The following is a 12,336-nucleotide window of genomic DNA, read 5'->3' on the forward strand; positions in this document are numbered from 1 at the left end:
ACACGGGGGACACGGGAAACGGCCGTCGCTTCGGGGGAGACGGGGGCCACGGGGGAACGGAAAACACAGCGGGGTCGTACGGGCCGGGGGGCCTGTACGACCCCGCTGTCCGTGTGGCCGACGCTGCACCTGGCGCGGGCTGTGTGGCATCTCGGTCGGGCCGCCACCGGAACGCAGGGCTGGTCGCCGTGAGTGTCCGAACCGGCGGACGGTGGGGCTCAGCGCCCCCGACGGCGACGGCGGTAGTAGGCCGCCGTGACTACAGCGAGCAGCGGGCCCCAGGCCAGCAGGGGGAGATAGCAGGCGGTCATCAGCCAGTAGAGGCCGCCCTCCGGGGAACCAGGGGCACGCATGTTCTCCACACTGTTCCAGGAGAACGCACCGGACACCGTGATGAGGGTGACGAGCGCCGCGCCGAGCGAAGCGGGGATCACCGCCGCCATGACGGGGATTCTCCGGCCGCCCAGGGCTGGTACCCAGTGCGGCAGTTCCTCGCCCCATCTGTGGATCAGACCCAGGGTGAGCAGTCCGAACGCCTCGGCCAGCAGGCTGAGGCCGATGAGGTAGAAGGACGCGGCGCCGGGGAAGTTCTCCGGGTGGAGGAACTCGTCCCTGAATCCGGAGTCCCAGCCCAGGGCGATGGCGATGCGCCACAGCCCGGAAGGCACGAGGGTCAGCGCGGCGGCGTGCGCCGCCAGGCGGATGGCACGGGGGACTCGGGGTGCGGCCGTGACGGGCGTCCCGGCGACCAGGGTGTCAGCCACGGCGGGTCGCCGCCTCGGGCCGCGCGGGTGACTTGGTGATCTCGGCGTGGACCACCTTGAACCCGCCCTTGATGACGGTCGTGAACGGTGCGGGGGCCATGCACGTGCCGGTCCGCGGCCGTACAAGCCCGCCGTTCTCGTCCACGTTCCCCGGGTCGACGTTCACCACCCCCCAGGAGAAGCCGAGCCGGTCCGGCTCACCCTTGCCGCCCTGCTGGACGCTGATGCCCAGCCGGGCACCGGCCTTCTCGACGTTCGACTTCGTCACGACCGCGGTCAGGGTCGCCGTTCGGCCGCTGGTGACCAGGCAGTCCACCTGGGCCACCGCCCATCCCCTGGCCCCGCTCGGGGTGGTGTGGGAGAACTTCAGCGTGCCCCGGGCGTCTGTGGCCAGTCCCCGGGGGGCGTCGGGAGGTATCGGCCGGGTGAAGGGCGCCTGCCGGGCATGGATGGTGAAGCGGATGTCGTCGTCGGGAGATTCGATGTAGGAGATGCGAGCCGTCCCATGGACGCTCGCCGTCTTCGCCGGTTTCCATTCGGCGGACGCGGCCGGGGCTGCGGGAGCGGGCCCGGCCGCGACCAGCCCGGCGAGGACGGCGATGGCTGCTGTGGCACCGATTGCGGTCTTGCGCATGAGGAACTCCCGCTTTCTGGAGGGGGTTTGTGGTTCGTGGTCGGTTGAACGGCTCAAGCTTCACCCCCCGGCACCCCTTGATCCCATCCGCCGATCGGCACAAAGGTCGTGCCGTGTCCTGGCCCTCCTCTGCCGTTCGGCAGAGGGCGTCGCCACCTCGCACACCCGTACGCTGATCACCATGTGGGAATCAACCGGCTCCGCCGTCAGGGTGCTTGGCGCTCTGCCGTCGCTCGCGGCCGCGGGCACGCTGGTGTGGGCCGTCGCTCGCCCCCGTGCCACGGTTCGTCAGCGCCTCGGCCGCCTCGCCCGTCCGGTCGCGGTCTGCGCCGCCCTCTCCCTGATCACCAGCTTCGCCCTGCCGAAGGGTGGTCCGGGCTCCGGCTGGAAGCTGGCGGAGGCCGCCTTCCTGCTGGTCCTCCTGGCCGTGGTCACCCGCTGGTCACCCCTGCGCGAACTCAAAGCGGTCCTCCCGCTGACCGCCCTCGCGGTGACCCTCTGGCCGTTGACGCTGGTCGCCGGTGAGTCCTTCCTGGAATCCGTCGGAATCGCCACCTTCTGGCTGCTTCCCGTGGCCGCCGCGGTGGCGGCCGGCGCCTACCCCCGCCGCCAGGAAGCGCGTCGCCGGAGCGCGGTGGCCGAGGCCCGCAGCGCCCAGCGTCTTCAGCTCTCCCGTGACCTGCACGACTTCGTCGCCCATGACATCAGCGGGATCGTCGTCCAGGCCCAGGCGGCCCGCTTCGTCGCCGCCACCGACGTCGCCCAGGCGATGCTCGCCCTGGAGCGCATCGAGAAGGCGGGCCTGAGCGCCCTGGCCGCGATGGACCGGACGGTGCAGATGCTGCACGGTCCGGAGACTCCCACCACCGAGCCGCTCCCCGACGTATCCCAACTGCCTTCGCTGATAGAGAACTTCACCTCGGCAGGGGCCACCGAGGCGCATCTGGACCTGCCTGCGGGGGTTGTGGAGATGCTTTCCCGCGAGGCGGGATCCGCCGCGTATCGCATCGTCGTCGAAGCGCTGACCAACATTCGCCGGCACGCCCCCGGCGCATCTCGCGCCACGGTCGTGTTCATGCCCACGGCCACCACTGTGGAGATCCGGGTCACCAACGACCGCGGTGCCCGCCCCGCCCCGGCTCGCCGCCGCGCCTCCCGGGGAGGCCTGGGCCTCCCCGCTCTCACCGAGCACGCACAGGCCCTCGGCGGCACCCTCTCGGCGGGGCCGCACGGCGACGGCGGCTGGCAGCTCGCCGCCGTCCTTCCCGCCACTCTCCCGAAAGGGGCCCCACGATGACGCCCAACGGCCCGACCCGCATCCTGATCGCCGACGACCAGGAGGACGTACGCAGCGGCTTCCGCCTGATTCTGGGTTCGCAGCCCGACATGACCGTGGTCGGTGAGGCGGCGGACGGCCTCACCGCCGTCGACCTCGCCCGCACCCTGCGGCCCGACCTGATCCTCGCCGACATCCGGATGCCCGGGCTGGACGGCCTCGAACTCACCCGGCACCTCGCAGGCCCCGGCGTACCCGACCCGATGCGCGTCCTCGTCGTCACCACCTTCGACCACGACGACTACGTACGCACGGCACTGGCCGACGGCGCCTGCGGGTTCCTGCTCAAGCGCTCGGGCCCCGGGCTGCTGATCGAGGGGGTCAGGGCGGCGATGGCCGGGGACGTCCTCATCAGTCCTCAGATCACGGTCCGGCTGCTCCGGACCCTCGCCCCCGCTCCCGCGCCTGCCCCCACCTCCGCCCCGGCGGCGCCCACGGCCCCGTCGCCTCTCACCGCCCGGGAGGCCGAGATCGCCCGGCTGGTCGCCGAGGGCCTCACCAACGCCGAGATCGGCGAGAAGCTCTTCATCTCGGCGGGCACCGCCAAGACCCACATCGCCAACGTCCAGGCCAAGCTGAAGGCCCGTAACCGCGTGGGCATCGCCGCCTGGACCTGGGAGAACGGACTGGCCGGTCCAGTCCCGGGGGAGTAGGGCGAAGACACGGGGCGATGCACAGAGGCCGACCGGGCGAACTCCCGTTCCCGGGAGGGATGTGCGGTAGGTGCTGGATACGGGGCGGGACAGCGGCGGTCTCCCCGAGAAGCCCGGAACGCTCCTGCCGCCCCGATCCGGGGCGCCCCCTACTCCGGGGCGGGCGCCTCCACCGGCGTACGGCGGCGCTGCCCCACCCTCGCGGCGGCCAGGCGTCCCAGTGCCTCGTCCTTGCCGCAGGGGTGCGCCCCCAGGGCCGTCTGGCGGGCCACGATGTGCCGCTCGGCCCGCATCAGCCGCCAGCCGCGCCGCAGCAGGAACGGCACCGACTTGCGGCCCTCGCGCAGATCGCGCGCCAGTCGGCGCCGGAACGTCGTGGACGGGCGGCCGCGCAGGCACAGCGCGTCCGCCAGCAGGCCCAGGTCCCGGCAGCGTTCGACGATGTCCGCCGCGAAGATGCCCTCGGCCACGAAGAGCGGCGAGTGCTCGATGCGGAAGGTCTCGTGATCCGTGCGGGAGCTGGAGGCGATGTCGTAGACGGGAACGTCCGTACGTCCGGTCCGGCACAGCTCCGCGATGGCCGCCACCGCCGCGTCCGCGTCCCAGGACCCCGCCGCGTCCCAGTCGATGTCCATGGAGCCGGGGACCCGGGGCAGTGTCGGGTCGTCGTGCTCCTTGTAGAAGTCGTCCAGGCGCAGCACCGGCAGACCGGTGCGGGCGGCGAGGGAGGACTTGCCGGAGCCGGAGGGGCCCGCGAGCAGCACGACGCGGGTCGGGATCGGTTGGGAACTCACAGAACAGAAGTGTGAGGCATTGACCCGCGCAGGGGATCCCTCGGGTCCTTCGTTGGTATCGAGCATCACACCTCAACTACTCTGCGCGTACGGACGACTACCCGACCAGGCTCGATCAGGTGGAAAACATGGCACTTCATGCACGTAAGCCCCAACGTCGCGTCCTGCTGCGCGCCGGTCTCACCGTCTCCGCGCTGGGGGCGGCCTTGGGGGCCGGTGCGGGCTCCGCGCAGGCCGTCCAGCTGCCCGCGGCCGCCGAGGCCCCGGAGCAGGGCGTCTCCGCCCTCCAGGCGGTCTCCGAGACGGCCGCGCCGGCCGTGACGAGCGCGCTCGGGACCTCGCTGGCCAGCGGCATCGCCCCGGTCACCGACCTCCAGCTGGACCCGCTCGCGGGGACCGGGGTCGACCCGCTGGACAACGCCGTGGGGACGCAGATCGCCGACTTCAAGCCGGTGACCACGGCCGTCGTGACCGACCCGATCACCAGCGGCGGGGCGCTGAGCGACCTGCCGGTGGTGGGGTCGGTGACCCGCCTGGTCACGGGCTGAAACACCGGGCGACGAGCAAAACGGGGCCGCTCCCTCCGGATCGCCCGAGGGAGCGGCCCCGCTCGGGGACCAGGTGATGTACGTCAGCGCGTGACCTACGTCAGTACGAGGAGCCCGCCGCGCCCAGCGCGCCCGTCGGGTGCCACACCGTCTTGGTCTCCAGGAACGCCGTCAGGCGCTGCGTGCCGGGGGAGGCAAGCCAGTCCGTGGCGGCCGACGCGTCGTCCGCGTCCACAGGCTGTGGACGCAGTACGCGCTTGAGGTTGTCCGCCGCCGCGATCTCCAGCTCCTTCGCGAGCGCGGCGTCCGCGCCGGTCAGGTCGATCGCGTTGACGTCCTGGTGGGCGGCGAGCGGAGCGGCGAGCTCCGCCGTGGCGCCGGACAGGATGTTGACCACGCCGCCGGGCACGTCCGAGGTGGCCAGCACCTCGCCCAGCGAGAGCGCGGGCAGCGGCGCGTCGGCCGAGGCGATGACGACTGCGGTGTTGCCGGTGGCGATGACCGGGGCGATCACCGAGACCAGGCCGAGGAACGACGACTCCTGCGGTGCGAGGACCGCGACGACGCCCGTCGGCTCGGGGGTGGAGAGGTTGAAGAAGGGGCCCGCGACCGGGTTGGCCCCGCCCGCGACCTGGCCGATCTTGTCGGTCCAGCCCGCGTACCAGACCCAGCGGTCGATCGCCGCGTCGACGACGGCAGCCGCCTTGGACTTCGACAGCCCCTCGGATGCGGCGACCTCGCGGACGAACTGCTCCTTGCGGCCCTCCAGCATCTCCGCGACGCGGTAGAGGACCTGGCCGCGGTTGTACGCGGTCGCCCCCGACCAGCCGCCGAACGCCTTGCGCGCGGCCACGACCGCGTCGCGCGCGTCCTTGCGGGAGGACTTCGGCGCGTTGGCGAGCCACTGGCCCTTGGAGTCGGTCACCTCGTACACCCGGCCGCTCTCGGAGCGGGGGAACTTGCCCCCGACGTACAGCTTGTAGGTCTTGAAGACGCCAAGTCGGTTCTGGTCAGACATCGAGGTACGCCTCCAGGCCGTGGCGGCCGCCCTCGCGGCCGAAGCCCGACTCCTTGTATCCGCCGAACGGCGACGTCGGGTCGAACTTGTTGAACGTGTTGGCCCAGACGACGCCCGCGCGGAGCTTGTTCGCCACCGCGAGGATGCGGGAGCCCTTCTCCGTCCAGATGCCCGCCGAGAGGCCGTACTGACTGTTGTTGGCCTTGGCGACCGCCTCGTCCGGGGTGCGGAACGAGAGCACGGAGAGGACCGGGCCGAAGATCTCGTCACGGGCGACCGTGTGGGCCTGGGTGACGTTGGTGAAGAGGGTCGGCGCGAACCAGTAACCCGACGACGGCAGTTCGCAGGGGGCGCTCCAGCGCTCCGCGCCCTCCGCCTCGCCGGTCTCGACGAGCGCGGTGATCCGGGCCAGCTGCTCGGCGGAGTTGATCGCGCCGATGTCGGTGTTCTTGTCCAGCGGGTCGCCCAGGCGCAGCGTGGCCAGCCTCCGCTTGAGCGCGTCCAGCACCTCGTCCTGAACGGACTCCTGGACCAGCAGCCGGGAGCCCGCGCAGCAGACCTGGCCCTGGTTGAAGAAGATGCCCGTGACGATGCCCTCGACGGCCTGGTCGATCGGGGCGTCGTCGAACACGATGTTCGCGCCCTTGCCGCCCAGCTCCAGGGTGACCTTCTTGTCCGTGCCCGCGACGGAGCGCGCGATGGCCTTGCCGACGGCGGTCGAGCCGGTGAAGGCGACCTTGTTGACGTCGGGGTGGGAGACGAGCACCTCGCCCGCGTCCCCGTACCCCGTGAGGATGTTGACGACGCCCTTCGGCAGACCCGCCTGACGGCAGATGTCCGCGAAGAACAGGGCGCTCAGCGGGGTCGTCTCGGCGGGCTTGAGGACCACCGTGTTGCCCGTGGCCAGCGCCGGGGCGATCTTCCACGCGAGCATCAGCAGCGGGAAGTTCCACGGGATGACCTGACCGGCCACACCCAGCGGCCGGGGGTTCGCCCCGTACCCCGCGTGGTCCAGCTTGTCGGCCCAGCCCGCGTAGTAGAAGAAGTGCGCGGCGACCAGCGGGAGGTCCGCGTCGCGCGTCTCCTTGATCGGCTTGCCGTTGTCGAGCGTCTCCAGGACGGCCAGCTCGCGGCTGCGCTCCTGGATGATCCGCGCGATCCGGAACAGGTACTTGGCGCGCTCGGAGCCGGGCAGCGCCGACCACTTCTCGAACGCCTTCCGTGCCGCCTTCACGGCCCGGTCCACGTCCGCCGCGCCTGCCTGCGCGACCTCGGAGAGGACCTCCTCGCTGCTCGGCGAGACGGTCTTGAAGACCTTGCCGTCGGCTGCCTCGGCGAACTCGCCGTCGATGAACAGCCCGTAGGAGGGGGCGATGTCGACGACGGAGCGGGACTCCGGCGCCGGTGCGTACTCGAATGCGGATGCCATGGCTATCAGTCCACCGTCACGTAATCGGGGCCGGAGTAACGGCCGGTGCTGAGCTTCTGGCGCTGCATCAGCAGGTCGTTGAGCAGGCTGGACGCGCCGAACCGGAACCAGTGCGGGTCCAGCCAGTCCTCGCCCGCCGTCTCGTTCACCAGGACCAGGAACTTGACCGCGTCCTTGGTGGTGCGGATGCCGCCGGCCGGCTTCACGCCGATCTGTACGCCGGTCTGCGCCCGGAAGTCGCGGACGGCCTCCAGCATGAGGAGCGTGTTGGCGGGGGTGGCGTTGGTGGCCACCTTGCCGGTCGAGGTCTTGATGAAGTCCGCGCCCGCCAGCATCCCGATCCAGGAGGCCCGGCGGATGTTGTCGTACGTGGACAGCTCACCGGTCTCGAAGATCACCTTGAGGCGGGCGGTGCCGCACTCCGCCTTCACGGCGAGGATCTCCTCGTACACCTTCAGGAACCGGCCGGAGAGGAAGGCCCCCCGGTCGATCACCATGTCGATCTCGTCGGCCCCGGCCGCCACGGCGTCGCGGACGTCCGCGAGCTTGATGTCCAGTGGCGCGCGGCCCGCGGGGAAGGCGGTCGCCACGGACGCCACTTTCACGCCGGAACCGGCGAGCGCGGCGGCCGCGGTGGCCGCCATGTCGGGGTAGACGCAGACCGCCGCGGTGCGCGGGGTCGTGCGGTCGGTCGGGTCGGGGTTGACGGCCTTGGCGGCGAGAGCCCGGACCTTGCCCGGGGTGTCCGCGCCTTCCAGCGTCGTCAGGTCGATCATCGAGATGGCGAGATCGATGGCGTACGCCTTGGCCGTCGTCTTGATCGAGCGGGTACCGAGAGAGGCGGCGCGCGCTTCGAGGCCGACGGCGTCGACGCCCGGCAGCCCGAACAGGAAGCGGCGCAGCGCACTGTCGGACGCGGTCGCGTCGGAGAATGCGGGAGCAGTGGTGGGCATGGTCACCAGAGGAGCATATCTACGCGCGTAGCGACCTGTACAGGGGGCCGGACGATCCGTGCGTCCCGCACCCCGCCCCTCCGGTCCCGCGCCCCGGGGCGCGGCGGCACGGCGGCCGCTCCGCCGTCTTCCGCGCCGGTCAGGCACAATCGGCCCCATGACGAGCCCCACACCTCCCGCAGAGCCGCCCCACGCCGACCGGACCTACCGTTCCGTGGCCGCGCTGGTCTGCGGGGCGCTGCTGATCCTGCTGATCGCCTGGATGGCCGGGGACGCCATGATCCGGGGCGAGGGCCGGGTCCCGTGGCTGGCGTCGGCCGCGCTGCTCCTCGTGGTCCCGCTGGTCGTGGCGTTCACCCTGCGGCCCGCCGTGTTCGCGAACGACGAGCGCATCCGGATCCGCAACCCGTTCCGGACGATCCAGCTTCCCTGGACCGAGGTCGCCGACGTCAGGGCCTCGTACTCCTCCGAGCTGCTCGCCCAGGACGGCACGAAGTACCAGCTGTGGGCCATCCCCGTCTCCCTGCGCGCCCGCAAGCGCGCCGCCCGCACGGCGGCCCGCGCGGCCCACGACGACCCCTACGGCCGCACGTCGGTCAGCGCCGACGTCCGCGACGCCGCCCAGCGCACCGCCTCCGCCGACCAGACCGTCCGCGATCTGCGGGACCTGGCCGAGGGCGCGGGCGGGACGACGCCGGAGGGCACGGCCGGGGTCTCGGTGCGCTGGGCGTACGAGGTGATCGCCCCGGCCGCAGTCGGGGCGGTGCTGCTCGCGGTGCTGTGGGCGGCGGGCTGAGGCGCGGCGCTCCTGGAGCGCGGAAGGGCCGGTACCCCTGGGGTGGGGTACCGGCCCTTCCGGCGTCGGGCGGGCGGTCAGATTCCGGCAGCCGCCGCCAGGTCCCGCTTGATCCCGGCCAGCAGCTCGGCACCCCGCTCCCGCGCGGCGGGCAGCGACGCGGCGTCCGCGACCGGAACGACGACCTCCAGGTAGCACTTCAGCTTCGGCTCGGTGCCGCTCGGGCGGACGATCACCCGGGCACCCTCCAGCTGGTAGCGCAGCCCGTCGGTGGGCGGCAGCTTGTCCGTCCCCCGCGACAGGTCCTCGGCCGAGGTGACCGAGAGGCCCGCCAGTGCGGTCGGCGGCTGCTCCCGGAGCCGGGCCATGGCGTCGGCGATGACCGTCAGGTCCTCCACCCGCACCGACAGCTGGTCGGTGGCGTGCAGCCCGTGGGTCAGCGCCAGATCGTCCAGCAGGTCCAGCAGCGTACGGCCCTGCTCCTTGAGTACGGAGGCGAGCTCGGCGACGAGCAGGGCGGCGGTGATGCCGTCCTTGTCGCGGACGCCCTCGGGGTCGACGCAGTAGCCGAGCGCCTCCTCGTACCCGTACCGCAGACCGTCCACCCGGGCGATCCACTTGAAGCCGGTCAGCGTCTCCTCGTACCCGAGGTCCGCCTTCTCCGCGATCCGGCCGAGCAGTGACGACGACACGATCGACTCCGCGAACACGCCGGTGACGCCCCGCTCCACCAGGTGCGCGGCGAGCAGCGCGCCCACCTCGTCGCCGCGCAGCATCCGCCAGCCGCCGTCCGTTGCGGTGTCGGGCACGGCGACCGCGCAGCGGTCCGCGTCCGGGTCGTTGGCGATGATCAGGTCCGGCGCGGCCCGGCGGGCGGTGGCGAAGGCGAGATCCATCGCGCCGGGCTCCTCCGGGTTGGGGAAGGCCACGGTGGGGAACGCGGGGTCCGGCTCGGCCTGCTCGGCCACGAGCACCGGCGCGGGGAACCCGGCCCGGGCGAACGCGGCGGTCAGCACCGAGGTGCCGACGCCGTGCATCGCGGTGTAGACCGTGCGTGCCGTACGGGGGCTGCCGGCGGCCAGGACCGCGTCCGTACGGGTGAGGTAGGCGTCCAGGACCTCGTCGCCCAGGGTCTGCCAGCCGTCCTCCGGGCGGGCCACGCCTTCCAGCGGGCCGACCGCGGCGATGGCGGCCGCGATCTCGCCGTCGGCCGGGGGCACGATCTGCGAGCCGTCGCCGAGGTAGACCTTGTAGCCGTTGTCGCGCGGCGGGTTGTGGCTGGCGGTGACCTCGACGCCGGCCACGGCGCCCTGGTGCCTTATGGCATACGCCAGTACGGGGGTGGGGAGCGGGCGGGGCAGCACGGCGGCGCGCAGTCCGGCGCCGGTCATCACGGCCGCGGTGTCGCGCGCGAAGTCGGCGGACTTGTAGCGGGCGTCGTACCCGATGACGACGAGGCCGCCCTCGTGGCCCTGCGCCTTGAGGTAGGCGGCCAGGCCCGCCGCCGCCCGGATCACCACGGACCGGTTCATCCGCATCGGCCCGGCTCCGAGCTCCCCGCGCAGTCCGGCGGTGCCGAACTGGAGCGTGCCCGCGAAACGGGCGGCGAGCTCCTGGGTGTCACCCGCCTCGATGAGCGCGGCCAGCTCGTCGCGGGTCTCGGGGTCGGGGTCCTCGGCCAGCCAGGTTCTGGCCTGCGCGATGAGGTCGTGCACGGGGGCCGCCTTTCGGGGGTGCGGAGGTTCTGGGACGCGGGGTGCGGGTGCGTGGTGCGCGGGGGTGGGCGTGGGGCGGGTGGTGCTGTGGGGGCCGGGGCGGGGCGGGGGCGCCGCGCGGGCCGTTCCCCTGCCCGCCCCTTCCCGAAACCGGGGCTCCGCCCCGGACCCCGGTCCCCGAACGCCCGACGGGCTGGAGAAGGAGCCGACGGGCTGGGGGCAGGGCGGGCGGAGGCGGCCCCGGGTCGGGTCAGATCCGCTCCAGCACCCTCGCCAGCAGCGCGCCCATCCGGGTCGCCGAGTCGCGGCCCGCCTGGAGGACCTCCTCGTGGTTGAGGGGTTCTCCGGAGAGGCCCGCCGCCAGGTTGGTGACCAGGGAGAGGCCCAGCACCTCGGCGCCCGCCTCGCGGGCCGCGATGGCCTCCAGGACCGTAGACATGCCCACCAGGTCGCCGCCGAGCACCCGGACCATGTTGATCTCGGCCGGGGTCTCGTAGTGCGGGCCGGGGAACTGGACGTACACGCCCTCTTCGAGGGTGTCGTCGATCTCCTTGCACAGTGCGCGCAGCCGCGGGGAGTACAGGTCGGTCAGGTCGACGAAGTTGGCGCCGATGATCGGGGAGGCGGCCGTCAGGTTGATGTGGTCGCTGATCAGCACCGGCTGGCCCGGGCGCATGCCCTCGCGCAGACCGCCGCAGCCGTTCGTCAGGACGACGGTCTTGCAGCCCGCCGCCACCGCCGTACGGACGCCGTGGGCGACGGCGGCGACGCCCCGGCCCTCGTAGAAGTGCGTGCGGCCGAGGAAGACCAGCGCGCGCTTCTCGCCGATCCGGTACGAGCGGACCTTGCCGCCGTGGCCCTCGACGGCGGGGGCCGGGAAGCCGGGCAGGTCGGTGACGGGGAACTCGGCCTCCGGGGCGCCGAGTGCTTCGCCCGCGGGAGCCCAGCCGGAGCCCATGACCAGGGCGACGTCATGGGTCTCGGCGCCGGTCAGCTCGCGCAGGCGGGCGGCGGCCCCGGCAGCAGCTGCCTGCGGGTCGCCCTGGATGTTGTCCGGAATAACAGATGCGTTCACGCGGACGAGCGTAACCGCTGAATCCCTACGCGCGTAGATGACCAGGCTCAAAGGCCTCGGGGAAGTGTTCGTGCTTTCGTACGAAGAGAGAGTGAGGAGAGGGCGGACAGAGTCCGGCGGGGGCCGGGTCCGCACTGGTCAGCAGGGGCGCTTGCGCAGTTCCATCACATAGTCGTGGGGTGCGCCGGCGGATTCCGCGGCGTCCGCGATCTCACCCAGATAGCGCGCCGAGGGCAGCCCGCCCTCGTACCCGTTCAGCACGTACATCCAGGCCGGCTCCTCGCCGTCCAGGGTGTGCACACGTACGCGCATGCGCCGGTAGATGTCGAGCCCGACGCCCTCCCAGCGGTCCATGGAGTCCTCGTCCATCGGCGCCAGGTCGTACAGCGCGACGAAGACCTGGGAACGCGGCGCCTCCACCACGGTGGCCAGCGCCCCCTCCCAGCCCATCTGCTCCCCGCCGAAGGTCAGCCGCCAGCCGTTGAGCCAGCCGGTGCTGCGCATCGGGGAATGCGGAGCGCGGCGGGTCATCAGCCGCGCGTCGAGGTTGCCGGCGTACGCGGCGTAGAGCGACATGGGTCCGAGGGTACGGGAGGTGGTCGCGGGAGTGCCGGTTCCTGT

13 protein-coding genes are annotated in these 12,336 nt (G+C 72.5%); 4 read left to right on the forward strand and 9 right to left on the reverse strand.

All coding sequences use genetic code 11. The annotated features are described in order from the left end of the window. Window positions 1-218: 218 nt before the first annotated feature. Entirely contained in the window at window positions 219-764 is a 546-nt protein-coding gene (locus RI138_RS21105) for a hypothetical protein (RefSeq protein WP_311121167.1), read from the reverse strand. Continuing rightward, window positions 757-1,398 (reverse strand): hypothetical protein, encoded by a 642-nt coding sequence (locus RI138_RS21110; RefSeq protein WP_311121168.1) that lies wholly within the window; start codon window positions 1,396-1,398, stop codon window positions 757-759. The genes RI138_RS21105 and RI138_RS21110 overlap by 8 nt, the downstream gene beginning before the upstream one ends. A 181-nt stretch (window positions 1,399-1,579) precedes the next feature. Between RI138_RS21110 and RI138_RS21115 the strand changes: the two genes are divergently transcribed. Next, a complete protein-coding gene (locus RI138_RS21115) occupies window positions 1,580-2,695 on the forward strand; it encodes a sensor histidine kinase (RefSeq protein WP_311121169.1) in 1,116 nt (371 codons plus the stop codon). Continuing rightward, complete coding sequence (locus RI138_RS21120; RefSeq protein WP_311121170.1) at window positions 2,692-3,387, forward strand: response regulator transcription factor; 696 nt, start codon at window positions 2,692-2,694, stop codon at window positions 3,385-3,387. Before RI138_RS21115 ends, RI138_RS21120 begins: the two co-directional genes overlap by 4 nt. A 149-nt stretch (window positions 3,388-3,536) precedes the next feature. Here RI138_RS21120 and RI138_RS21125 read toward each other — a convergent pair whose 3' ends face one another. Continuing rightward, window positions 3,537-4,247, reverse strand: coding sequence for a uridine kinase family protein (locus RI138_RS21125; RefSeq protein ID WP_311121171.1), 711 nt, complete (start codon window positions 4,245-4,247; stop codon window positions 3,537-3,539). A 62-nt stretch (window positions 4,248-4,309) separates the two neighbouring features. On the opposite strand from RI138_RS21125, the gene RI138_RS21130 reads away from it, so the two are divergent. Further along, window positions 4,310-4,729, forward strand: a complete 420-nt coding sequence (locus RI138_RS21130; RefSeq protein ID WP_096623564.1) for a hypothetical protein — start codon at window positions 4,310-4,312, stop codon at window positions 4,727-4,729. Window positions 4,730-4,829: 100 nt separating this feature from the next. On the opposite strand, the gene RI138_RS21135 is transcribed toward RI138_RS21130, so the two are convergent. The 3 genes from RI138_RS21135 to deoC are packed head-to-tail and all read right to left on the reverse strand — an operon-like array spanning window position 4,830 to window position 8,129. Next, complete coding sequence (locus RI138_RS21135; protein WP_311121172.1) at window positions 4,830-5,747, reverse strand: aldehyde dehydrogenase family protein; 918 nt, start codon at window positions 5,745-5,747, stop codon at window positions 4,830-4,832. Then, the gene (locus RI138_RS21140; protein WP_311121173.1) at window positions 5,740-7,176 is read right to left on the reverse strand and encodes an aldehyde dehydrogenase family protein; all 1,437 of its coding nucleotides are present in this window, start codon (window positions 7,174-7,176) and stop codon (window positions 5,740-5,742) included. Before RI138_RS21140 ends, RI138_RS21135 begins: the two co-directional genes overlap by 8 nt. Before the next feature lie 5 nt (window positions 7,177-7,181). Next, window positions 7,182-8,129 carry a deoxyribose-phosphate aldolase gene (gene deoC / locus RI138_RS21145; RefSeq protein WP_311122962.1) on the reverse strand — a complete coding sequence of 316 codons (948 nt, stop codon included), beginning with the start codon at window positions 8,127-8,129 and terminating at the stop codon, window positions 7,182-7,184. 157 nt (window positions 8,130-8,286) lie between these two features. Here deoC and RI138_RS21150 point away from each other — a divergent pair, with 157 nt between their 5' ends. Further along, complete coding sequence (locus RI138_RS21150; RefSeq protein ID WP_311121174.1) at window positions 8,287-8,925, forward strand: PH domain-containing protein; 639 nt, start codon at window positions 8,287-8,289, stop codon at window positions 8,923-8,925. Window positions 8,926-9,002: 77 nt separating this feature from the next. On the opposite strand, the gene RI138_RS21155 is transcribed toward RI138_RS21150, so the two are convergent. From RI138_RS21155 to RI138_RS21165, 3 genes are all read right to left on the reverse strand, one after another. Next, the gene (locus RI138_RS21155; protein WP_311121175.1) at window positions 9,003-10,640 is read right to left on the reverse strand and encodes a phospho-sugar mutase; all 1,638 of its coding nucleotides are present in this window, start codon (window positions 10,638-10,640) and stop codon (window positions 9,003-9,005) included. Between the two features lie 250 nt (window positions 10,641-10,890). After that, the gene (locus RI138_RS21160; RefSeq protein ID WP_096623576.1) at window positions 10,891-11,715 is read right to left on the reverse strand and encodes a purine-nucleoside phosphorylase; all 825 of its coding nucleotides are present in this window, start codon (window positions 11,713-11,715) and stop codon (window positions 10,891-10,893) included. 138 nt (window positions 11,716-11,853) lie between these two features. Beyond that, on the reverse strand, window positions 11,854-12,291 hold the full coding sequence (locus tag RI138_RS21165) for a gamma-glutamylcyclotransferase (protein ID WP_007458837.1): 438 nt from the start codon (window positions 12,289-12,291) through the stop codon (window positions 11,854-11,856). Window positions 12,292-12,336: the final 45 nt, after the last annotated feature.

It is taken from the genome of Streptomyces durocortorensis (assembly GCF_031760065.1).
Taxonomy (GTDB): domain Bacteria; phylum Actinomycetota; class Actinomycetes; order Streptomycetales; family Streptomycetaceae; genus Streptomyces.

Excerpts from the sequence above, each read along its gene's own strand:
- RI138_RS21110 (WP_311121168.1), bottom strand. The coding sequence starts at position 1,398 with ATGCGCAAGACCGCAATCGGTGCCACAGCAGCCATCGCCGTCCTCGCC.
- RI138_RS21115 (WP_311121169.1), top strand. The coding sequence starts at position 1,580 with ATGTGGGAATCAACCGGCTCCGCCGTCAGGGTGCTTGGCGCTCTGCCG.
- RI138_RS21120 (WP_311121170.1), top strand. The coding sequence starts at position 2,692 with ATGACGCCCAACGGCCCGACCCGCATCCTGATCGCCGACGACCAGGAG.
- RI138_RS21125 (WP_311121171.1), bottom strand. The coding sequence starts at position 4,247 with ATGCTCGATACCAACGAAGGACCCGAGGGATCCCCTGCGCGGGTCAAT.
- RI138_RS21130 (WP_096623564.1), top strand. The coding sequence starts at position 4,310 with ATGGCACTTCATGCACGTAAGCCCCAACGTCGCGTCCTGCTGCGCGCC.
- RI138_RS21135 (WP_311121172.1), bottom strand. The coding sequence starts at position 5,747 with ATGTCTGACCAGAACCGACTTGGCGTCTTCAAGACCTACAAGCTGTAC.
- RI138_RS21140 (WP_311121173.1), bottom strand. The coding sequence starts at position 7,176 with ATGGCATCCGCATTCGAGTACGCACCGGCGCCGGAGTCCCGCTCCGTC.
- deoC (WP_311122962.1), bottom strand. The coding sequence starts at position 8,129 with ATGCCCACCACTGCTCCCGCATTCTCCGACGCGACCGCGTCCGACAGT.
- RI138_RS21150 (WP_311121174.1), top strand. The coding sequence starts at position 8,287 with ATGACGAGCCCCACACCTCCCGCAGAGCCGCCCCACGCCGACCGGACC.
- RI138_RS21165 (WP_007458837.1), bottom strand. The coding sequence starts at position 12,291 with ATGTCGCTCTACGCCGCGTACGCCGGCAACCTCGACGCGCGGCTGATG.